The sequence below is a fragment of the Streptomyces sp. NPDC096205 genome, from assembly GCF_044763135.1.
GTDB lineage: Bacteria > Actinomycetota > Actinomycetes > Streptomycetales > Streptomycetaceae > Streptomyces.
Window position 1 is genome coordinate 275525 of record NZ_JBIWFS010000005.1, and the last position, 20563, is coordinate 296087.

Genomic DNA, 20563 nt, shown 5'->3' on the forward strand with positions numbered 1-20563 from the left:
GCCGAGGGCAGGCGTCAGCGGTGCGGGAGCAGGAGATCGACGAGGGCCGCGCCCCGTTCGGTGGGGAGCAGGAGGACGCGCCGGCCATGGCGTTCGCGGTGGAGGAGGCCGGCGGCGGCGAGCTGGTCGCAGTGGTACGTCACGGTGTTGGCGCCGAGGCCCAGTTCATTCGCCATCTCACCGACGGACGGGCGCTGCACGAGGCGGCGCAGGATCGTGGCGCGTACGACGCCCAGGGTGAGGGACAGCGGGTCCCCGTCCCTGGGCGCGGCCGGTTCCGCGCCGAGGTCGCCGAGGCCGGGGACGGGGTAGCCGAACCAGACGGTGTCCCTGCGGTCCAGGCTGCTCAGGCTCGAGCCGGCTCCCGCGACCATGGGGATCAGCATCAACCGGCGCCCCTGGAGGCCCAGTTCGGCCCGCGGATCCGGCATCCGCAGCGCGTCGCCGCGTAAGTGGACGGGCCCCGGGAGGCTCGACAGCAGGGCGTCCAGCGTGTCCGTCACTGCGGCGACACCGACCCGCTCGACCTCGCGCGCCAGGAGCCGGCGGGCGCCGTGCCAGCGCGGGGCCAGGGCCTCCGACAGGCCGGCCACCACCCGGACGTACGCGGCGAGGAAGCCGTGCGGGTCGTCGACGAGGGCACGCCACAAGGCCGGCGGCGAGCCCTGGAAGTGCGTGACGACCTCCCCCGCCAGCTCGTCCGGGTCGCGCCCGTGCAGATCCTCCGCCACCTGGTCCAGCCGGTCGAGGGAGAGGTTCCCGGTCAGCCCCAGCGCGTCGGGCGCCCAGCACACCTGCGGGCCGAGCACCGGCCGCACGCGGTCCAGCGCCGTGGCAGGAATCGCAGCCCGGACGGCCTGCCGCCAAGGCGCGGGCAGCCCCTTGCTGCCGCTGCCGATCGTGTCCTGCAGAGCGCAGAAGAGCGTCGCGCCCGGATGCAGGCCGACCTGCACCGACACCTGATCGAAATCCCCGAGTTGCAGCAGATGGTCCGTCACAAGTCCCCCCCCTGGCGACGACGCTTCGAGGATATTCGAAAGCTTCGCCCCGGGCGCGCGCAGCCGAGAAAGTAAAGGCGTGCCCCCTCGGAGGGCGCACGGTGCGACGCGGTCCGTCGCACGCTCCACCTCCGTCCAGGAAGGGAAGAAGCGTGGAACGCAAGATGAGTCTGAGGCAGGCGGCGCTCGCGGCGGGAGGAGCACTCGCGCTCGCGGGTTCGCTGCTCGGCGGCACCGCCATGACGGCCTCCGCCGCCCCGGTCGCCCCGGTCGCGCAGGCCGCGACGACCGACGCCGCGCCCGCGACCCGAGCGACCGTCACCGCGGTGCCGCCGGCGTCCCGGGGCCCGGTCGTCACGACGGCGAAGACGCGCGGGCACGAGGCCGGCGCCCTCGTCGGCGACGGATTACGGGTCCAGGCCTCGCCGTGCTGGTACTCCTCCAGCCACTGGTGGTGCAACAACGTCTCCGGTGCGGGCGTCTACATCAACGAAGGCGGCGAGGCCAAACTGGTGGGCCGCATGTACAGCAACCCGTCCTGGTTCACCTGCCGCTCCGACAACGGCGGCTACATCGGCGGCCCCCACCCCTACCGCTGGGAGTGGACGCAGGCCGACAACGGCGCCTGGGGCTGGATGAAGGACACCGACATCTACAGCGAGACCGACCCGCTGCCGGTCTGCTGACGCGACCGGCTCCGCACGTCCCGCGCCGCCGCCCCCGCAACGGGGGACGGGGCGGCGGCGCGGGCACACCCGCCGCGCCCGGGCCTCGACGCCCCTGGCCGTCCTCGACGCCCCTCGCCGTTCTCGGCGATCCGGTCGCTACCCGGCAGCCGGCGGACATCGACCCCTCGTGGTGCCCGGCCCGGTCCACCGCCGAACGCATCGCCCGGCCCGGCTACGATCGGCCCCGTGAGCAAGAGCGCAATTCTGGCCGGGGCTTTCGACGAGTTGGCCGGAAGCTACGACCACGGGCATCACGAGGAGATCGCGCGGGCCCTGATCGCCTGGGTGGAGCCAGGTGCCGCGCGGAGGGTCGCCGATGTGGCGTGCGGCGCGGGTGCCGTCGCTCTGGAGCTGGCCCGGCAACGGCCGGTCACCGCGCCGGCCGTCCTGGCCGTCGACCTGTCGCCCGGCATGATCGTCACGGGCCGTCGCCGCGCCGCCGGACTGGTCCCGGACACCGCGATCGACTGGCGGGTCGCCGACGCCGTGCCACTTCCCGTGCCCGATCACTCTCTCGACGTCGTGCTCTGCGCCTCCTCGCTGCACTTTCTCGGCCGTCGGGCACCGCAGGACTGGATGCGCGCCCTGCGCCCGGGCGGCAAGGTGGGCTACACCCTGCCGCTGGCGACCCACTTCCGCCCCTCGGAACTCTTCGCCCGGCACGTCGCCCCCGATGTGCCGCTCCCCCGCACCGCCGAGGACGCGAGTGCCTGGGCGACGGCATGCGGTTTCACCGGGGCCGCCTCCCGCATCCTCGACCTCGGCACGCGTCGGGTCTCCGTCACCGTGGCGAGCAGTCCCGCCGGACGCTGACCCGCCAGCCCCTGACCCGCCGGTCAGCGCGTACGGCCGTCGGTACGCTCGGACGGCTCGGACGGCTCGCCCGGCTCCAGATAGGTGGGCCGGCGCGCGTCCCACGAGCGGCGCAGCGGATCGCGGACCGTCCGGACAACCAGTCCGACCGGGGTGACCACCGCGAAGTACAGCGCGGCGAGCGCCAGTTGACGAGGCCTCTCAGTCCATCGGGATCGCGGCACGCCAGTCGCCCTCCTCCCGCCACTCGGGCTGGTCCCGCTTGTCCAGGAGGAAGTCGCCGAGGACGAGCAGATCGATCCGGGTGCGCATGAAACACGCGTACGCCTCCCGGGCGTCCCGCACGATCGGCTCCCCGCGCACATTGAACGACGTGTTCACCAGCACCGGACAGCCCGTCCGCTCCCGGAACGCGGTGAGCAGCGCGTGAAAGCGCGGATGGTGCTCGGCCGTCACGGTCTGCACGCGCGCGGAGCCGTCGACATGGGTGACCGCCGGGATCGTGGAGCGCGGCACCCGCAGCAGGTCCAGGCCCGCCGCACCCTCGTCCGCGGGCCCGGGCTCCCGCCGTCGCGCCGCGGCGACCTGCGCGGTCAGCAGCATGTACGGGCTCTCCTGCGGCAGGTCGAACCAGTCCTTGGCGTCCTCGGCGAGCACCGCGGGCGCGAACGGCCGGAAGGACTCCCGGAACTTGGTCTTCAGGTTGAGCGTGGACTGCATCGCCGGATCGCGCGGGTCCGCGAGGATCGACCGGTTGCCGAGCGCCCGCGGCCCGAACTCCATCCGCCCCTGGCACCAGGCCACCACCCGGCCCGCCGCCAGCTCCGCCGCGACGCGTTCCACCAGCTCCCGCTCCGGCAGCCGTACGGCCGGACAGCCGACCTCGGCCAGGAAGTCCTCGATCTCCCGGTCGGAGCAGGCGGGTCCGAGCAGGGCGCCGGCCATCGCGTCCGAGCCTCTGTCCACATGGGCGCGGGGCGCTCCCCGGCGGTGCGACTCGGCGAGGGCCGCGCCGAGCGCCCCGCCGGCGTCCCCGGCCGCGGGCTGCACCCACAGCTCGTCGCACACCCCGTCCGCCAGGAGGCGCCCGTTGGCGACGCAGTTCAGCGCCACCCCGCCCGCCAGGCACAGCCGGCGTTCCCCGGTGCGCTCCAGCACCGTACGGGCCAGCCGTCGCAGCACCTCTTCCGTGACCTGCTGCACCGACGCCGCCAGGTCGAACTCCCGCTGGGTGAGCGGGCTTTCGGGGATGCGGCGCGGTCCGCCGAACAGCTCCTCGAAGGCCCGGCCGACCATGGTCCGCCCGTACTGGTAGGTGAAGTACCGCAGATCGAGCCGGAACGAGCCGTCCGGCTTGACGTCGATCAGCCGCTCCCGGACGAGCGGCGCGTACCGCGGCACGCCGTAGGGCGCGAGGCCCATCAGCTTGTACTCGCCCGAGTCGACCTTGAAGCCGCAGTAGTACGTGAACGCCGAGTACAGCATGCCCAGCGAGTGCGGGAACCGCAGGTGTGCGAGCGGGACCAGCTCGGTGCCCCTGCCGTGCCAGAGCGTGGTGGTCTCCCACTCCCCCACGCCGTCCACGCACAGCACCGCCGCCGACGCGTAGGGACTCGGGAAGAACGCCGACGCCGCGTGCGAGGCGTGGTGCCGGTGCGCGACCACCGGAGGAAGCGGCCGTCCGGGCGCCAGTTCCGCCAGCCGCGCATGTACGTCGTCCAGGGCGCGCCGCTTCCAGCCGGCCCACTCGGGCCAGGCCCGGCGGAACACCGGGAATCCGCGCGGGGCGGTGGCCAGCCAAGTCGCGAGCACCCGGCGGAACTTCAGGGCCGGGTCCTCGTAGAAGGCCACCGCCGCAAGCTCGTCCGGGCGCAGCCCGGCCTCGCGCAGACAGGCGGTCACGGCGTGGGCGGGAAAGCCCGCGTCGTGCCGGCGGCGGGTGAACCGCTCCTCCTGCGCCGCCGCTATGGGGACACCGTCGGCCACCACGGCGGCGGCGCTGTCGTGGTAGTAGGCGGAGATGCCCAGAACCGGGCCGTTCGGACCAGCGGCATCGGGTGAACGCGCCATCTCAGAACAGGGGGTAGACGGAGGCGTCGCCCTCGGACTGCGGGCGCAGACCGGACGGCGGGTCGGCGGGCGGCGGGTCGGCGGACGGCGGGTCGGCAGGCGGCGTGTCGGCGGGCGGGGCAGCGGTGGCGGGGCCTCGCCGGTGCGCCCGGCGCAGCCGGGAGGCCAGGCGGCGCACCGCCGACACGGGCGCCTGACCGCGGTCGTCGTGGGCCGCGTCGTGCGGGGCTTCGGGCATCAACGGCTCCTCACACCAGGTCGAGACGGTCCGCCAGTTGCCGGGCGACGAGGTCGTAGCCCAGGTCGGTGCAGTGCACCCGGTCGATGAACAGCCAGTCCTCGGGCCCGGCCACCTCGCCCAGGGCCACGTTCATGTCCAGGAACGGCACCTCCAGACCGGCGCACCCGGCCGCCAGCCGGTCCGCGTAGGCGCGGCCCACCGCCATGGTGGAGATGTCGTTGTGGAACCGCCGGAAGTTGGACACCTCGTCCAGCTCGTCGAAGAGCAACTGCTCGCGCAGCAGCGGCACTTCGCGCACCCAAGGCGCGAGCGGCTGCAGCACGAAGGTCAGCCGGGCACCGATACCGTCCGCGAGGACCTTCCACGCTCTGAGGTGACGTAGCGTCAGTTCACTCGCGTGTGCGACCCGTTGGTCCGGCGGTGGTACGACGTCGGGGGCGGGTCCGCAGTCGAAGAACGCGCCGTGCCGGCCCTGCTTCTCCTGCGGCAGCCGGCTGAGCACCAGGTTGTTGACGCCGGACAGCAGCACGATGTCCTCGACGGGCGGAAGCTCGTGCAGGAAGAGGGTGAACAGCAGTAGTTCCTGGGCCGAGTTGTGGCTCTGCCCGGACATGTTCAGCCAGGGCAGCCGGGCTGCGTGGGCGTTCCACAGCCGTGCGGAGATGGTGGCGGCGTCGCCGGTGGCGCCCACGCCGAAGACCGCGGAGCTGCCCGCGAGCACCCGCGCCGGGCCCTCGGGGCGGTCGTCGCCGACCGTGGCCCGCTGCCCGGCCGGGCCGGGCGTCACCCGGAAGCCGTGCCGGTCGGTCGTGGAGACAGGGGTCTTCTCGTTGCCGTACTGGAAGTACCCCAGATAGGGCTGGTCCTCCAGGACGAAGGTGTAGTGCTCCATGTGCGGGGCGAACTCGGCGCGGGGCGAGGTCATCGCGAGGGTCTCCCGTGGCGTGGATGGGTCGGACGGCGAGCGCTCAGCGGGCCGGTGCCGGGGGCGGCGGCTCGGGCAGGGAGCCGGGGCGGTCCTCCCGGATGAGGTCGGCGTTGATGGCCATGCCCGCCAGCCCGCCGCTGGCGGCGGCCATCGCGGCCTGCTGCATGTTCCGGCCGAGGTCGCCCGCCACGTACAGCCGGGCCAGGCTGGTGCGGCCGCGGTCGTCGGTCTGCACCGACACCAGGTCCGGGGCGTGCAGCCAGGGGCGCAGCGGGGCCAGCCGGGGCTCGATCTCCAGGTGCAGGAACAGGGCGCCGTACCGCCCGATCCGGCCGTCCTCGAAGACGATCTCGACCCCCTCCGGATGCGGCTTCAGCTCCCTGACCCCCTCGGTTATGACGGGCACGCCCGCCGCGACGAGCCGTTCTCGTTCGTCCTGCGGGAGCCTGCGCCCGTCGGAGAGGTACGTGATCTCGTCCGACCACACCGTCAGGGTCGCCGCCAGGCACTCGCTGGGCTCGTTGCCGCCGTACACGGCGAAGCTGCGCTCGCGCACCTCCCAGGCGTGGCAGTACGGGCACTCGAACACCGACCTGCCCCACAGTTCCGCGAGGCCCCGGACCGGGGGCAGCACCGAGCGCACCCCGGCCGCGTACAGCAGGGTGCGGGCGTGGAAGGTGCCGGACTCCTTGGTGGTGATGACCACCCGGTCGCCGTCGGGCTCGGCCGACACCACCTCGTCGTCGCGGAACGCCACGTCGTAGTTGGCGAGTTGGGCGCGAGCACGGGCACGGAAGTCCGCGATGGACGCCCCGTCGTTGGTGAGCACGTTGTGCATGACCCCGGCCGCCATGTTGCGGGCGTCCCCCGAGTCGATCAGCAGCACCCGGCGGCGCGAACGGCCCAGGTACAGGGCGCCGTTGAGGCCGGCCGGGCCGCCGCCGACGATCACGGTGTCGTAGAGCTGCGTGTCCAAAGGTCACCCCTTGTCGAGAAGGTCGTCGTGCGGACAGGTGCCGGCGGGCGGAGCGGGGTCCTCGCGCAGCGGCGCGAGCAGCAGCAGCGCGCCGAGGGCGAGGACGGTTCCGCACACCACGAAGACGGCGGGCACGGACAGGGCGGCGGCGAGCAGACCGCCGAGGGTGGCGCCGACCGGCATGGACCCCCAGGAGCACAGCCGGGACACGCTCATCACGCGGCCCTGGAGCTCTTCCGGGGTGAGCCGCTGGCGCAGCGACATCACGGGGATGTTCCAGCCCATCATGAAGACGCCGTTCACGGCCAGCACGAGTGCGGCGAGCACCGGCTGCCGCACCAGCCCCAGCACGGCGTACAAGGCCCCGGACGCCACCAGGGACCATCGGGCCAGTCGTACGGTGGTCAGCCGGTCGGCGGCCCTGGGTGCCAGCCAGCTGCCCGCGACGGCGCCCACCGAACCCGCGGCGAGCAGCAGACCGTACCCGGTGCCGTCCAGCCCGAGGGCGCGGTCGCTCAGCAGCACCAGCATGGAGAACGTGGCCGAGAACACCAGCCCGTACAGCGCGCTCGCCGCGAGGGTGAGCCGCAGGGTGCGGTGGCCGAGGACGAACCCGAGGCCCGCCCGGATGTCGCGCAGCACCCCGCCGCGCACTCCGCTCGGGCCTTCTGGGCGGCCGGCGCGGGCGAGCGGGGCGAGGCCGAGGAGCGGCAGTGCGGCCAGCGCGTACATCGTCCCGCCGGCCGCCAGTGCCGCCGCGGAGGCCAGCCCGACGAGGAGGCCCGCCAGGGGCGGCCCGGCCATCTCGTTGAGCACCGTCTGCGTCGCCGACAGCCGCCCGTTGGCGCGCTCCAGTTGCCGCTCGTCCACCAGCCGCGGCAGCATCGCGGGCGCCGCCGTGTCGGCGAGGGTCTCCGCGACGCCCAGCACGAACGCGAGCGCGTACAGCAGGGCCAGGGGGCGGTCGTCGGCCAGCACCAGGGCCGCGCCGAGCAGGGCGGCGGCGCGCACCACGTTGCTGCCGAGCACGATCAGGCGCCGGTCCACGCGGTCCACCAGGACGCCCGCGGGCAGCGCGAACAGCAGCCAGGGCAGCATGTTGACGGTGGTCAGCCCGGCGACCGCCGCCGGGTCGGGATGGTGCGCCACGACCAGCAGCGGCAGCAGGGTGCGGGTGATGCCGTCGCCCGCGTTGGAGGCGGCGGTGGAGGCCCACAGCCGGCGGAACGGACGGCCCAGGTCCGTGCGCCGGTCGGGTCCGGCCGCGGGCCGGGTGGTGTCAGTCAACAGCGTTCCCTTCCGACCCGCCGTCGTCCGACCACCGGCGCAGGCCCAGCAGCCGCTCGCCCAGTGGGCTCAGCCGCGCCGGGCCCCACAGCAGCGCCTCGTCCTTGCGTACGCCGCCCTCCGGGGGATGCGGCGGAATCCGGTCCCGCCAGAACCGCACCCGGCTCTCGCGCAGTTCGGCGTGCTCCTCCCAGGCGGGTGCCATCGTCAGGTACTGCGCCATGCGCACGCGGTCCTGCGAGAGGTTCGGGTGCACCCCGTGCGGCAGCAGGCTGTTGAAGATGATCAGGTCACCGGGTGCGACCCGGGGCATGGTGATCGAGTAGCCGGTGATGTCGGGTGCGTACGGGTCCCGGTCGGCGGGCTGTTCGCTCAGCCACTTCTCCCACTCGGTGAAGATCTCCGGCACGCACTGGAAGCCGCCGATCTCCTCGTCGCCGTCGGTGAGCGAGAGCACCGCCTGACAGCTCACCGGCAGCGGGTCGGTGGAGGTGTCCACGTCCCAGTGGATGAACCCGTCGAAGGCGCGCGGCCCTGTGTTGGGTGGGTTGACGTTGGCGAAGTCGATGGTGACCCACAGGTCGGGGCGGTCCCAGATGTCCGCGAAAGCGCCGTGGATCCGCGGGGTCTGCCGGACGTCCCACTGCGCCTGGTGGTTGTACATCTCGACCAGACCGCTGTGGCCCGGCAGCCGGTCGTTGCCCGTGTGCGGTGAGGTCCACGAGGAGGGGTCCGCAAGGCGCATGTCCAGGAACGCGCACAGACCCTCGACGAGGGCGGCCACGGTCTCCCGCGGCACCGCCTGACGGACGATCACATACCCCTGGGTGGTCCACTGTTCCCAGTCCGCGGGGGACAGCACGCGCAGCGGCTGGGTCTTGTCGATGTCACGCAGTTGAACGACGGCCACAAGCTCTCTCCAGGTCCTGATGCTGGGGGCGGGCGGTTTGTCACTCGACGATCAGGCGGTGTTCGGGCAGCGCCACGGCGTCCAGCTCGGTGCCGGTGAGCAACTCCAGTGCCTCGTCGAGGCGGTTGAGGATGGGGCGGCCGCCCCCGTTGGCGCTCGTGTTGATCAGTACCGGCAGGCCGGTGCGCGTGGCGACCGCATGGCACAGCCGGTGCAGCAGGGGCTGGACATCGGGCCGTACGGTCTGCAGCCGGGCGGTGCCGTCGATGTGCCGCGCCTCGGCGAGCTGCCGGGCACGGTCGGGCCGTACCCGCACCGCGAACAGCATGGTCTCGGCGTGGTCCAGGGGTCCGGTGAAGTACTTGTCGGCCAGTTCCTCCGGGCAGATCGGCGCGACCGGCCGGAACCACTCGCGCTGCTTGATCGTCTCGGAGACGTACCGGCGCGCCCCGCTCCAGTGGGCGGAGACCAGCAGCGACCGGTGGCCGAGGGCCCGCGGCCCGGTCTCCAGGCCGCCCTCGAGCCAGGCCACGCACTTCCGGTCGGCGAGCAGGTCGGCGACGCGCTCGACGAACTCCTCGTCGTCGGCGGCGCGTTGCGTGGATCGCCCGGGTCCGGCCGGGATGGTGCTGTCGGCGTCCAGCGCCTCCAGGCCCGTCAGCGGTGGTCCGGCGTAGGCCAGGGGCGCCCAGCGCGTGCGGCCCAGCAGCGCCGGGCGGTCGGCCGGGTCGGCGACGGCCAGCGCCGCGCCCAGTGCGATCCCCGAGTCGTCGCAGCAGGTCGGGACGGACACCCGGGTGATCTGGCCGGACTCGGCCAGGCGGGCGTTGGCGGTGATGTTCAGCGCGCAGCCGCCCGCGTAGCAGAGCGTGGCGTAGCTGGGGAACCGGCGGCTGATGCCAGTGACCAGCCGGACCAGGTCGCCTTCCACGGCGCTCTGCAGGGTGGCCGCCAGATTCCGACAGACCCGGTCGTCGGGAGAGCCGCCGACCAGGACGGTACGGCCGTCCGCCGCGCGGATCTCGTCGGGGAACACCGAGCTGAAGGAGTGCACGACGTCGTCGTCCGAGGAGTCCGCGAGACCGGCGTCCAGATACCCGCCGCTCACCGGGTCGTACTCCCACCAGGTGTCGCCGTAGCGCAGCGCGGTCCCGGCGAGCAGGTCCTCGGCCAGCACCTCGTACAGGTCCGGGGCGGCACGCCGGGTGGCCTGGGGTACGAGCATGACGCGCAGCACCGGCAGCAGGGCGCCGTCGGTGTCCCCGGTGGCCGTCAGCCCGAGCAGTTTGCCGGTGTCGAACTGGCTGCCGTGGACGCGCCGGGCCAGCGCCTCGAAGACCAGGCCGAAGCGCGGGCCGCCGCGGTTGTCGAAGGACATCACCGGGGTGAGCTGGTCGCCGTCGCCGAGGCAGACCATGCCGCACTCGGCGTAGTTGCCCGTCCCGTCCAGGGCCAGCACCAGGGCCTTGCGCGCGCCGGAGGTGTAGTACGCGAGGGCGGCGTGCGCGTAGTGGTGGCGCACCGCGGTCAGGGTGATGTCGCCGAGGCCCTGGGCCAGCGGCCAGTCCAGCGGCTTGATCACCCGGGTCACGGCCTCGGCCAGGCCGGTGCCGCCGGGGGCGGCCCAGCGGGCGTCGCCGTTGACCAGCTCGACCAGCGCGGGCGGCAGCACCTGGCATCTCGGCGTGTACCAGTCGGCCACGGCGATCCGCGTGACCGGGCTCGCCGCCCGCTCCCGCAGCTCGCTCAGCCACTGGGCGGCGGCCGCCGGGAAGGCGCCGTTGCCGCCGCACACATGGCGCAGGCCCAGTCGGCGCTCCGCCTCGATCACCCGGTAGCCGCTCGCGTCGGTGAGCGCCGCCCCGGCATCGTGGCCGAAGTGCATTCCGATCGTTGCCATGGAACCAGTCGCCCTTCCTGGCCCGGACCTGGGTCGCGGGAGCCGGGTCGTGGATCGGCGGGCCGCCGCGCGCGCGGCGGCCCGTCACGGAGTTCGTCGGGGCCGGGGTCAGGTCAGGGTGGCGAGACTGCAGGCGTGGTGGCGCTCCAGCAGGCCCTGCACCACCTCGCGCATGTAGGCGCAGTAGCCGGGCGACATCACCTGGATCGAGCCGTTCTCCTCCTCCAGCGCGCCGGCGGACCCGCCCGAGCAGGTGCCCTGGAGCTCACAGCCCTGGCAGCCGGGGCCGTTGGTGTAGGCGCGCATGCCGTAGTCCTGGTAGGCGGGGGAGGTGAAGATGCCGCGCCAGTCGTCGATGGAGCCCAGCTTGCGTGCGGTGGCCTTGCAGGCGAAGACGCTGCCGTTGGGCTCGATGGACAGCTGACGGCCGACCGCCGGGCAGGTCTTGTAGTCGGCCTGCTCGGCCCACTTGGCCTCGTCGATGATCATCAGGAAGGTCTGGTACCAGTAGCCGCTCAGCTGGACGCCGCGCTCGCGTCCGTAGTCCACGGCTGCCAGCAGCCGCTGTGCCACGTCGTGCGGACTGTGCTGCTGGAAGAACTCCTTGGCCTGGAAGGACACGATGACGTCCAGGGCGTCCAGGCCGGCCTCGGCGACGAAGTCGATGAGCGGGGTGCCCCACTTGTCCCAGGTGTACTGGGAGAGCACGGAGGTGATGCTGACCGGGACCCCCGCGGCCTTCATGTCGAGGATCGCCTTGCGGACCACCGCCCAGGGGGTGCGCTGCTGCTGGCCGCCGCGGAACTCGCCGGTCTCCGGGACCAGGTAGTCGATGGAGACGGTGGTGTCGACGTGGTGCTCGGCGAGCGCCGCCAGCAGTTCGTCGTCGATGCGGGAGCCGTTGCTGGTCAGGTCGTAGGAGAGGGTGACCCCGTCGTGGCGGTCGCCGAAGGTGCGCAGGACGTGCAGGATGGTGCCCCGCGCCAGGGTGGGCTCGCCGCCGAAGAACGACACGGTCAGATGGCCTCCGCCGTTGGCCTTGCGTAACGCGATGGCCTCCTTGACGGTCTTCTCGGCGACCTCCCGCGACATGTGCATCGAGGGGTTGCGGCTCTCGTCCGAGCCGTGGTTCCAGTCGCCCCGGGCGAGGGTGGGGCCGGAGTCCGCGCGGCCGGGGACGTCGTCGCGCGAGCGGCGCAGTTCGACGAGGACCGGTCCGGGTTTCACCGACTCGCCGGAGGTGTTGCGCTCCTCCACGCCGCCGTCGAAGTTGTAGGCGAAACAGCCCTGACAGGAGAAGTTGCAGGCGTTGGTGAGGACGAGCTGGATGGAGGAGTGGAACACGCCGCTGCCGAGCACGTCGCGCCGGCTCTCCAGCAGGGTGTCGATCTCCCTGGCCTCGTCGTGCCCGGCCTCGACCAGGAAGCGGGACTCCACGAGGTCGCGCAGCGAGTCCTCGTCCACGCGTGCGCGCAGCCGCTCCCAGCTGATGCCCTCGGCGGCCTCCCGGAGCAGTTCCACGATGTCCCGGTCGATCAGCCGCGCATTTCCGAAGAGTGAATGAAAGGCCATGGTTCGTTCGTCGCCCGCATATGCGTCGAGCCGACCCCCGAATGAGCTGAAATCCTGATCGTTCGCGGCACGCAGAGTGCGGACGTAGCGCGAGGACTGGTACATCGAATTCTGCATGGCTGAAGCCTTCTCCCTGCGGGGCACGAATTCCGGCGCGACCGACGACGCGGCCACGGGCGCACGGCACGACGCGGTGCAGCGCGACGACGGCGTCGGGGAGGTCGGGAAAGGCGCGCACCGGCGGCACGGCCGCGGGGGCGGTTCGCTCACAGCTCGCGGCCCGGCGCGCGACGGCACCGGGGCCCAGCCGACGGGCGGGCCCCGGGGTGGCTCAGCCCTTAGGCCGGCTCACACTCTTTCCGCTGCTCAGCGGAGGACGAGACGGTCTCCACCTGCTGACGCGCGGGCGTGATCGTCGGGGCGTTGCCCTTGTCCGGCGACACGAACGCGCACGGACGGGGGGACGACGCGCTGACGGGACGGACGACCTTCCTGACTTCGGCCATATGGCCCTCCTCAGTGGGTACGGCACACAATGCGCCTTACTGAAGCAGAAGACGAAGAGGCCTATGAAGACGCGAACCGGCCAGGGTGGATTGACTGTTTCTCACGCGGTCGGCCGGCCTTTTCGATCATTCGATATCCGCCACGCGACTTCCTACATGCCGCATACATCTGTCCACTCACGCTTTGATCAAGCGTGCGAGAGCACGATTATGTCAGCGGGGTTATTTCCGGCCTCTCACGGGGGCTGAACACGGCGGCCCAGCATGCGGCCCCATGCGTGGCTCGGAGCTTCGATGTAACGGTACGTCAGGAGGCATACGGGCAGCAGCACGGCGAAGAACGCTGCTTCCAGCGCGAGGTTCTCCTGCCACCGCCGGGCGATCGTGCCGCCGATCACCGCCAGCAGGACCGGGTGAACCAGGTAGACGGAGTAGCTGATCACTCCCAGCCCGGTCAGCAGCCTCGGCGGACGCCGACGGCGCAACATCAGACCGATGCCGAAGGTGAGCACGGCCAGCAGGAACGCCAGGATCCAGCCGCGCCGCGTGAACAGGTCCCCGTCGCCGTACCGGTAGGCACTCCATACGGCGCAGCCGACCACCACGATCGCTGTGCCCGCTGCGCGCCACCAGGTGCTCTGGCCGTGCTCGGCCCGGTGGACGGCCGTGCCGAGGAACATCACGGCGAGGATCATCAGGCCCTCCCACAAAGGGACCGTGCCGTTGAACACCAGGACGAGCGCCAGAACCCCGCCCAGCACTCCCCCGAACACGCGAAGTCCGCGTGATGCGGCGCTCGCACAGCAGACGGCGACCACCATGGCGGTCGCACCGCATGCGATCAGCGGGCCGGTCCCGGTGACGCCCGACAGGGCGGAATCCTGGAGCACCACCCCGGCCGTCGTACTGACAGCCCCCAGCACGGCCAGGGTGACGGCGACCGCCGCGGGCTGCTGCACCCGGACGGTGAACAGGGCGACGACCAGCAGGTAGAAGGCCATCTCGTAGGAAAGCGTCCACAGGACCAGCAGGACACTGGGCGTCCCGAGCAGTTCCTGGAGCATGGTGAGGTGGGCGACGGCCAACGCCCCGCCGCTCTGCGCCCCGAGGTCCCGTATCTCCGCGACACCGCACAGGCCCAGCAGGAGGCTGACGGCCACGACCGCCGCCCACAGCGGGTAGATGCGGAAGACCCGAACGATCCAGAACGTCCGGACGCAGCCGTGACGTTGCAGCGACGCGGGGATGATGTAGCCGCTCACGAGGAAGAACACCATGATGCCGTACCGGCTGAGGCTGAACTCCGGCAGCAGCTGCCGCCTGAACTCCGCCATGAAGACGTACGAGGAGTGGTCGAAGGCGACGACGAGTGCCGCGATGCCCCGCAGGGCGTCCAGCCAGCCCAGCCGCGCGGGACCGTTCACGGTGGACGCGGACAGTGGTCGCATGAACGCTTAGCGTAAGGGTGTCAGTAGGGCAGGCCCTCCGCGGCCGCGCGCAGCGCGGCGTGCAGGCACGAGGCGAGTTCGCCGTCCGAAGCACCGGGCTCCTCCGCGCAGCGCAGGGCGAAGTCCTCGGCCGCCGCACGCAGGGCACCGTTGAGGGTGGCCGCGTGCACCCTCACCCGCAGGTCGCCGACGTCGGCACCGGAGCGCTCGGCGAGGAGGCCGGCGAGGACGGGCAGGGCGTCGTCGTGCGCCTGGAGCCATACGGCGCGCAGCGAGGGCTCGGTGCGGGTCATGCGGATGAGGTCGAGGACCGCGGGGTCGGCGGTGGGCAGGGTGCCGTGCCGACAGGCATCGGTGAGGAACCGCAGCAGCGGAGTCTCGCGCGGCCAGTGGCGCAGTGCGTCGACGGCGACGTCGAGGCCCGCCGTCAGCAAAGGCCGTACACACCCTTCTTTGCTGGGAAAGTGCCGCCACAGGGTGCGCGTGGAGATGCCGACGGCCTGCGCGATCTGGTCGCCCGTCGTACCGGTGACGCCCTGTGAGGTGAAGAGGCGGACGGCCTCCCGGGCGATGTCCAGGCGCAGCGCGGTCCTGCGCCGTTCGCCGAGTGACGGCCTGGAGGCGGGGTCCGTCGCCGCCTCGTCCGAACGTGCCACATCGCGCACCGCCCGCCCCACCACCCCTGTCCGGCCGACGCGAGGAGCATACCGAGAGCGCGGGAAATGGCATTCGCCGACATCTTGTCACTGAGTGACACACGACCCTACCCTCTCGATGTGACCGACAAGTAACTACCGCTTTCGGTCAGCGACTTCAGCGATGCCTACGACCGCCGACGGGGCGGTGGAGCCGCCGCCGGGCGCCCAGCGAGCGCATGGCGACAACAGCCGCCTGAAGCCGCGCCGACCGCCCCACCGGGCAAGGCCGGCGGCGTGCGAACCATGCCTTGCGTACCGATCGACAGACAGCCCGCCCCCGTTCAGGGCTGCCTGAGCACTCGCCGGCCGACAGCGCCACCCGGCGACATCGCCGCACCTTCCGACGAAGCAGGGAGTGAGCCGCATGACCCGACCCCGCTCCACCACCGACCAGCCGGACCCGCCCGGGGAATACCCCTGCCCGCAGGGAACCGCGTTCCCGGCAGGCCGCAGACCGACCGTCCCCCTCCGGGGCCGCGCCCTGACCACCGCGCTGGTGGCCCTGGCGTGCCTGACCGCGCAGGGCATCGCCGTCACGGGCGCCACCGCCGCGGACGAGGTGGTCTCGCGGGGCGTTCCCATCCCCGCCTTCTATCAGCCGCCCGTCTCCCTGCCCTCGGCGGACGGCGCCCTCGTCCGTACCGAACCGCTTCGGCTCGCCCTGAGCCTGCCCGGCCTCGACGGCCGTCCGCTGCCGGGCACCGCGACCCGCCTGATGTACAAGTCCACGGACTCGGGCGGCGGGCCCGTCGCGGTGACCGGCGCCTACATCGAGCCCTCGACCGCGTGGAAGGGCACCGGTCCGCGCCCGCTCGTGGCCGTGGCGCCCGGCACCATGGGGCAGGGCGACCAGTGCGCCGCCTCCATGGGGCTGGAGCACCCCGTCGTGCTGAACGGCGAGACGGTGTCGGTCGGTTACGAGGACCTGGCGATCTACCGGCTGCTCGCCTCCGGCGCGGCGGTGGTCGTCACCGACTACGCCGGGCTCGGCGCGACCGACCGGCTCCACACCTACGTCAACCGCCTCGACGGCGGACACGCCCTGCTGGACGCCGCACGCGCGGCCCGTTCGGTCGCCGGGGCGTCCGTCACCGCCGACTCCCCCGTCGGCCTCTTCGGCTACAGCCAGGGCGGTGGCGCCAGCGCGGCGGCCGCCGAACTCCAGCCCACCTACGCCCCGGAGCTCAAGCTCGCCGGCGCCTACGTGGGTGCTCCTCCGGCGAACCTGACCGAGGTCGTCGACGGAATCGACGGCAGCGCCCTGGCAGGCGCGCTGGGCTGGTCGCTCAACGGCTTCCTCCAGTCCGACCCCGAACTGCGGACCATCGCCGACGCCCATCTCAACGCCGCCGGCAAGGCCGCCCTGCGCGACCTGTCCACGATGTGCGTCGGTGACGCGATCTTCGGCTACGCCTTCAAGAAGAGCACCGCCTGGACCACCAGCGGCAGGTCCGTCACCGACATCGTCGCCGGCGAGCCGAAGCTCCGGGCCGTGCTCGACAGCCAGCGCATCGGCAGGCTGAAGCCCACCAGCCCGGTCCGCGTGGCGACCGGCGTCCAGGACGACATCGTCCCGCACGCCCAGGCGAGGCAACTGGCCGTGGACTGGTGCCGCAAGGGCGCCAACGTCACCTACGACGCGATCAACCTGCCCGACCTCGGCGACGGGCTGCTCACCAACCACCTGGTGCCGCTCCTCACCGACCAGGGCGACGCCATCGCCTGGCTGAGCGACCGGCTCTCCGGCAAGGCCGCCGCTTCCAACTGCTGGACGATGCCGCTGCAGCCCTGACGCTTCCCGCTCCCCTCGCCCTGACGCTCCCCTCGTCGCGCAACCTTCAGGTTGCACATCACTCCTCGATGTGCAACTCTGAAGTTGCACCATACGACGACATTCGAGGAGCCCGTCATGAGCGAGGACCGCATCGAGCGCGACACCCTGATCTCGGCGCCCCTGGAGCGGGTCTGGACGCTGGTCGCCCAGCCAGGGTTCTGGGTGGCCGACAAGGCGAGCCTGCCGGGCACGGTGGCCAGGGAGGGCGAGACGATGGTGGCGAAGAACCCCGAGCACGGGGACTTCCCGGTGCGCGTGGAGAAGGTCGAGCCGCCGACCTACCTGGCGTACCGCTGGACCAGCGCCTTCCCCGGCGAGGAACTGCGCGAGGACAACTCCACCCTGGTGGAGTTCACGCTGACCCCGGAGGGCGACGGAACGCGGCTGCGTGTCGTGGAGAGCGGGTTCGCCGCGCTGGCCGGTTCGCAGGAGCTGCGCAGCCAGAACCACAAGGACCACAGCGCCGGCTGGCCCCTGGAACTCGACGCGCTCAAGTCGCGCGCCGAACAGCCCGCGGCATGACGGAAGAACGACCCGGCGCCGAGTCCGTCGACAGCGTCCTCGGCGCCCTGGCCGACCCGACACGGCGCCGGCTGCTCGACCTGCTCGCCGCGCACGGCGAGGCCACCGCCACGACGCTCGCCGGACAGCTCCCCGTCTCACGGCAGGCCGTGGTCAAGCACCTCGCCGTCCTGGACACCGCAGGACTGGTCTCGGCGAGCCGGGTCGGACGCGAGGTGCGCTACGCGGTGCGTCCCGCGGCGCTGGACACGACCGCGCGCTGGATGGCGTCGCTCGCCTCCGAGTGGGACCGCCGGCTCGCGCGCATCAAACGGATCGCCGAGGCGGCGGAACAGGCTCCGGACGATCCCACGGCCCCTGGCTGAGAGAAGCAGCTCATGGACACGGCACCACTGCGGGACGCCTGCACCACACTCCCCGACGCGGCCGCCCTCCCCGGCCTCGGCGAGCCCCACGACGGCGGCTGGCACGCCGACCTGATCCTGGCTCATCTCCTGAGCGTCGACGCCTCGACCGCGGCGGTCGCCGGCGCGCGCCCCACCTTCGACAACCGGATCTGCCTCGACCAGTGGAACCTGCACCGGATCGTCGCCGAGCACTCGGGACGGGCCGACCTGATCGCACACGTCCGCGGGCAGGCCGACCTGCTGTGCGCCATCGCGGACCGGCTCAGCGAGGAAGCCGCCTCGGTCCTCGTACCGTCACTGCTGCTGTCCGACGACACGGTCCTGCTGGACCAGCCGGTCCCGCCGGCAGCCCTGATCCAGGGCCTGGCCGACAACCACGTACCCGAGCACACGCGACAACTCCTCGCGCTCGACCGCGGGCCGTCACGCACAGCGGCGGTCATTCGGCCCTGATGCTGTCCACGTACACCACACCCTCGGCCGGGCCGCCGCTGCCGTGGCCGAGGTACAGGTTGAACGTCGCCACCTTGGCGAGATGGGCCGCGTCGAGCACCTCGCCCGCGTGCGCGGTGTCCCAGGGGGCAGGCTTGAACTCGCTGAAGGGCGCCCGGATCTCACGTCCGGTCGTGTCGGACAGCGGGACGTTGTACTCGAAGTAGGCGCCGTCGGACACGATCTGCAGCGTGGCGCCGTTCGCCGAACCGTCGCCCAGCAACCACAGCACCAGCGCGGAGAAGGCGGTCCAGTCCGCGTCGACGGTCCTACCGATGCCGGTGTATCCGGCGCTGCTGAAGTCGTAGGAGTAGGCCAGGCCGTACGAGCCCGAGGCCTTGTGGGCGGCCGACAGGGTCGTGGTGTTGGCGTTGACGTGGCTGTAGGCCTCGCTGAGCGTGGCGTCGTCCCCGGCGTACCCCTCGAAGTCGTCCACCCATCCGGCAGGGAGGGGGGCGACCTCGCCGAGGAGGACGAGGGCCGAGTCGGTGAGGGTCCTGCCGTTCACCCGGGCGTCCACCGAGAGGGTCACCGACCGGTTGTCCAGCCAGGCCGGGTCGATCGGCCAGTCACCGGAGTGGAAGCCGTCGGCGTCGAGGCGGAGCTGACGGGCACGTCCGCCGTTGACCGAGTAGGTGACCCTGCTCGCCGGCGCATGCGTGACCCGCACCCGGACGGTGGCCTCGGCGCTCGTCAGCCGCTGCCGGTCCGTGGGGGTCACGAGGTGCATGAACGGGGCGTTGCGGACGGCGGTGGTGCGTGCGGCGTACACGCCTCGCAGGTCATCGGCGAACACGGTGTAGGGGTCCTGGGCGTACCGGACGAAGTCCGCGTGCAGGGCGTGGCCCGGGGTCGGCACGTAGGAACGGGTGCTGCCCCCGAAGTTGGCCCAGGTCTCCATGTAGGTCACCCGGCGGGCCAGCGGGTCCGCCTCGATGGCGCCCAGCAGCTTCGTGAACCACTGCGGGGCACGGCCTTCTTCACCGCTCTCGCCGAACTCGGTGTAAGCCGGAACCTTGCCCTTCTCCTCGGCCAGGCGGACCACCATCGCCAGGTCCTGCACCAGGCTCTCCAGCCAGGCGTCCGACCCGGCGGAGTTGTCGTAGGCGTCGTAGCCGAGGACGTCGACGTAACCGTCGCCCGGGTAGGTCTTCAAGTAGCCCGCCGGGTCCCCGCCGAAGCTGGAGTTGGGCGAGTACGCGTAGAGCAGGTTGCGGACGTGCTTGGTGTCCCGCAGGTACTCGACCGTGTAGCGGAAGATCTCGATGTACTCCGCCGAGGTGGTGTGGCCGGCGCCCCACCAGAACCAGCCGCCGTTGTTCTCGTGGAAGGGCCGGAAGACGACCGGGATCAGGGTGCCGTCCGGCCGTCGTGCGCCCTTGACCGCTTTAGCGATGCGGTCGAGGAAGGCGTTGAACTCCGTGTGCTTCGCGCCTCCGGGGAGGATCTGGCTGACGACGCGGCCGGACGTGTCGTAGAAGTTCTCGCCGGTGACGAAGTTCGGCATATGGGCGCTGAGCGTGTTGATCCCGCCGAGGGCGTCCGCCTGCCGGATGCACCGGCTGAGCGCGGCGATGTTCTCGGCCTCGGTCGCGTCCTTTCTGCCCGGGCGTTCGTCGCCGTCGAGGATCAGGGTGTCCCAGCCGAACAGCGCGGGGTGGTCGCCCACCGCCGCCTTGGTGTCGGACGACCTGCCGTCCTGCGTGGTGAAGGTGACGCCGTAGGACAGGGCGTGCTGGTGGCCGAAGAGGATGCCGTTGCCCTGCTGCCGCATCAGGTACGCGAACAGCGCGCGGGTCGCGGAGGTCGCCTTGTCGTCGACGATCCGGACCGGCATCGGGGCGCCGGCCGGCACCGCGGTGGGGGTCGGGGTCGCCGCCGAGGCCATGGATGTCCCGGCGCCCGCCGCCATGGCGGTCGTGGCACCGAGGAGGACGAACGAACGGCGGTTCACGGCAGGTCTGTGCATGGCTGTCTCCTTGGACGTGGCCGGCTCTCGCGACGGAAGGCGGTTCACCGCAGGCCCGGACCGGGAACGCGCATCACGCACTACGCCTCACGCACCGACGACCCGCTCGTCGGTCTCCCGGCGCGTCCGTTCCTGTGACCTGTGGTGCGGGTCGTGCTGCCGACTGTGCCGGATGGGCGACAACGTTGTCTACGCTGTTGCGGGAGTTAAGTAACCGGTTTAGTGGATTGCCTGCCAGGAGTGCCTTTTTATGTCGCTCTCGTC

The 20563-nt window shown here is 72.1% G+C and carries 19 protein-coding genes; 6 read left to right on the forward strand and 13 right to left on the reverse strand.

What is annotated here, in order from left to right:
* Positions 1-14 precede the first annotated feature (14 nt).
* The gene (locus ACIQ6Y_RS20465) at positions 15-998 is read right to left on the reverse strand and encodes a hypothetical protein (RefSeq protein ID WP_404040721.1); all 984 of its coding nucleotides are present in this window, start codon (positions 996-998) and stop codon (positions 15-17) included.
* Positions 999-1162: 164 nt separating this feature from the next.
* Between ACIQ6Y_RS20465 and ACIQ6Y_RS20470 the strand changes: the two genes are divergently transcribed.
* The gene (locus tag ACIQ6Y_RS20470) at positions 1163-1684 is read left to right on the forward strand and encodes a hypothetical protein (RefSeq protein WP_404040724.1); all 522 of its coding nucleotides are present in this window, start codon (positions 1163-1165) and stop codon (positions 1682-1684) included.
* A gap of 228 nt (positions 1685-1912) precedes the next feature.
* Positions 1913-2539, forward strand: a complete 627-nt coding sequence (locus ACIQ6Y_RS20475; RefSeq protein WP_404040727.1) for a class I SAM-dependent methyltransferase — start codon at positions 1913-1915, stop codon at positions 2537-2539.
* A 23-nt stretch (positions 2540-2562) separates the two neighbouring features.
* Here the strand turns inward: ACIQ6Y_RS20475 and ACIQ6Y_RS20480 are convergent, their stop codons facing one another.
* The 11 genes from ACIQ6Y_RS20480 to ACIQ6Y_RS20530 all read right to left on the reverse strand — a co-directional run bounded on the left by ACIQ6Y_RS20480 (position 2563) and on the right by ACIQ6Y_RS20530 (position 15033).
* Positions 2563-2763 (reverse strand): hypothetical protein, encoded by a 201-nt coding sequence (locus tag ACIQ6Y_RS20480; RefSeq protein WP_404040730.1) that lies wholly within the window; start codon positions 2761-2763, stop codon positions 2563-2565.
* Entirely contained in the window at positions 2741-4609 is a 1869-nt protein-coding gene (locus tag ACIQ6Y_RS20485) for a carbamoyltransferase (RefSeq protein ID WP_404040732.1), read from the reverse strand. The genes ACIQ6Y_RS20480 and ACIQ6Y_RS20485 overlap by 23 nt, the downstream gene beginning before the upstream one ends.
* Position 4610: 1 nt before the next feature.
* Entirely contained in the window at positions 4611-4847 is a 237-nt protein-coding gene (locus ACIQ6Y_RS20490) for a hypothetical protein (protein ID WP_404040735.1), read from the reverse strand.
* Positions 4848-4857: 10 nt separating this feature from the next.
* On the reverse strand, positions 4858-5775 hold the full coding sequence (locus ACIQ6Y_RS20495) for an Inducer of phenazine A (protein WP_404040737.1): 918 nt from the start codon (positions 5773-5775) through the stop codon (positions 4858-4860).
* 43 nt (positions 5776-5818) lie between these two features.
* On the reverse strand, positions 5819-6754 hold the full coding sequence (locus tag ACIQ6Y_RS20500; protein WP_404040740.1) for an NAD(P)/FAD-dependent oxidoreductase: 936 nt from the start codon (positions 6752-6754) through the stop codon (positions 5819-5821).
* A gap of 3 nt (positions 6755-6757) precedes the next feature.
* Entirely contained in the window at positions 6758-8041 is a 1284-nt protein-coding gene (locus ACIQ6Y_RS20505; RefSeq protein WP_404040742.1) for an MFS transporter, read from the reverse strand.
* Positions 8034-8951 carry a phytanoyl-CoA dioxygenase family protein gene (locus tag ACIQ6Y_RS20510; RefSeq protein WP_404040744.1) on the reverse strand — a complete coding sequence of 306 codons (918 nt, stop codon included), beginning with the start codon at positions 8949-8951 and terminating at the stop codon, positions 8034-8036. The genes ACIQ6Y_RS20505 and ACIQ6Y_RS20510 overlap by 8 nt, the downstream gene beginning before the upstream one ends.
* A gap of 40 nt (positions 8952-8991) precedes the next feature.
* The gene (locus tag ACIQ6Y_RS20515; RefSeq protein WP_404040747.1) at positions 8992-10851 is read right to left on the reverse strand and encodes a carbamoyltransferase C-terminal domain-containing protein; all 1860 of its coding nucleotides are present in this window, start codon (positions 10849-10851) and stop codon (positions 8992-8994) included.
* Between the two features lie 108 nt (positions 10852-10959).
* Positions 10960-12423: a radical SAM protein gene (locus tag ACIQ6Y_RS20520; protein WP_404040749.1), complete on the reverse strand. Its 1464-nt coding sequence runs from the start codon at positions 12421-12423 to the stop codon at positions 10960-10962.
* A gap of 742 nt (positions 12424-13165) precedes the next feature.
* A complete protein-coding gene (locus ACIQ6Y_RS20525; protein ID WP_404040752.1) occupies positions 13166-14377 on the reverse strand; it encodes an acyltransferase family protein in 1212 nt (403 codons plus the stop codon).
* Positions 14378-14397: 20 nt separating this feature from the next.
* A complete protein-coding gene (locus ACIQ6Y_RS20530; protein ID WP_404040754.1) occupies positions 14398-15033 on the reverse strand; it encodes a TetR family transcriptional regulator in 636 nt (211 codons plus the stop codon).
* 406 nt (positions 15034-15439) lie between these two features.
* Between ACIQ6Y_RS20530 and ACIQ6Y_RS20535 the strand changes: the two genes are divergently transcribed.
* The 4 genes from ACIQ6Y_RS20535 to ACIQ6Y_RS20550 all read left to right on the forward strand — a co-directional run bounded on the left by ACIQ6Y_RS20535 (position 15440) and on the right by ACIQ6Y_RS20550 (position 18291).
* On the forward strand, positions 15440-16867 hold the full coding sequence (locus ACIQ6Y_RS20535; protein WP_404040757.1) for a lipase family protein: 1428 nt from the start codon (positions 15440-15442) through the stop codon (positions 16865-16867).
* 117 nt (positions 16868-16984) lie between these two features.
* Entirely contained in the window at positions 16985-17431 is a 447-nt protein-coding gene (locus ACIQ6Y_RS20540) for an SRPBCC domain-containing protein (protein WP_404040760.1), read from the forward strand.
* Complete coding sequence (locus ACIQ6Y_RS20545; protein WP_404040763.1) at positions 17428-17796, forward strand: ArsR/SmtB family transcription factor; 369 nt, start codon at positions 17428-17430, stop codon at positions 17794-17796. The genes ACIQ6Y_RS20540 and ACIQ6Y_RS20545 overlap by 4 nt, the downstream gene beginning before the upstream one ends.
* 12 nt (positions 17797-17808) lie before the next feature.
* Positions 17809-18291, forward strand: coding sequence for a hypothetical protein (locus ACIQ6Y_RS20550; protein ID WP_404040766.1), 483 nt, complete (start codon positions 17809-17811; stop codon positions 18289-18291).
* Here ACIQ6Y_RS20550 and ACIQ6Y_RS20555 read toward each other — a convergent pair.
* Positions 18278-20299 (reverse strand): glycosyl hydrolase, encoded by a 2022-nt coding sequence (locus tag ACIQ6Y_RS20555; RefSeq protein ID WP_404040769.1) that lies wholly within the window; start codon positions 20297-20299, stop codon positions 18278-18280. The two genes, ACIQ6Y_RS20550 and ACIQ6Y_RS20555, sit on opposite strands and share 14 nt — an antisense overlap.
* Between the last annotated feature and the right edge of the window lie 264 nt (positions 20300-20563).

Excerpts from the sequence above, each read along its gene's own strand:
- ACIQ6Y_RS20495 (WP_404040737.1), bottom strand. The coding sequence starts at position 5,775 with ATGACCTCGCCCCGCGCCGAGTTCGCCCCGCACATGGAGCACTACACC.
- ACIQ6Y_RS20520 (WP_404040749.1), bottom strand. The coding sequence starts at position 12,423 with ATGGCCTTTCATTCACTCTTCGGAAATGCGCGGCTGATCGACCGGGAC.
- ACIQ6Y_RS20535 (WP_404040757.1), top strand. The coding sequence starts at position 15,440 with ATGACCCGACCCCGCTCCACCACCGACCAGCCGGACCCGCCCGGGGAA.
- ACIQ6Y_RS20540 (WP_404040760.1), top strand. The coding sequence starts at position 16,985 with ATGAGCGAGGACCGCATCGAGCGCGACACCCTGATCTCGGCGCCCCTG.
- ACIQ6Y_RS20490 (WP_404040735.1), bottom strand. The coding sequence starts at position 4,847 with ATGCCCGAAGCCCCGCACGACGCGGCCCACGACGACCGCGGTCAGGCG.
- ACIQ6Y_RS20525 (WP_404040752.1), bottom strand. The coding sequence starts at position 14,377 with ATGCGACCACTGTCCGCGTCCACCGTGAACGGTCCCGCGCGGCTGGGC.
- ACIQ6Y_RS20485 (WP_404040732.1), bottom strand. The coding sequence starts at position 4,609 with ATGGCGCGTTCACCCGATGCCGCTGGTCCGAACGGCCCGGTTCTGGGC.
- ACIQ6Y_RS20550 (WP_404040766.1), top strand. The coding sequence starts at position 17,809 with ATGGACACGGCACCACTGCGGGACGCCTGCACCACACTCCCCGACGCG.
- ACIQ6Y_RS20555 (WP_404040769.1), bottom strand. The coding sequence starts at position 20,299 with ATGCACAGACCTGCCGTGAACCGCCGTTCGTTCGTCCTCCTCGGTGCC.
- ACIQ6Y_RS20515 (WP_404040747.1), bottom strand. The coding sequence starts at position 10,851 with ATGGCAACGATCGGAATGCACTTCGGCCACGATGCCGGGGCGGCGCTC.
- ACIQ6Y_RS20470 (WP_404040724.1), top strand. The coding sequence starts at position 1,163 with ATGAGTCTGAGGCAGGCGGCGCTCGCGGCGGGAGGAGCACTCGCGCTC.
- ACIQ6Y_RS20545 (WP_404040763.1), top strand. The coding sequence starts at position 17,428 with ATGACGGAAGAACGACCCGGCGCCGAGTCCGTCGACAGCGTCCTCGGC.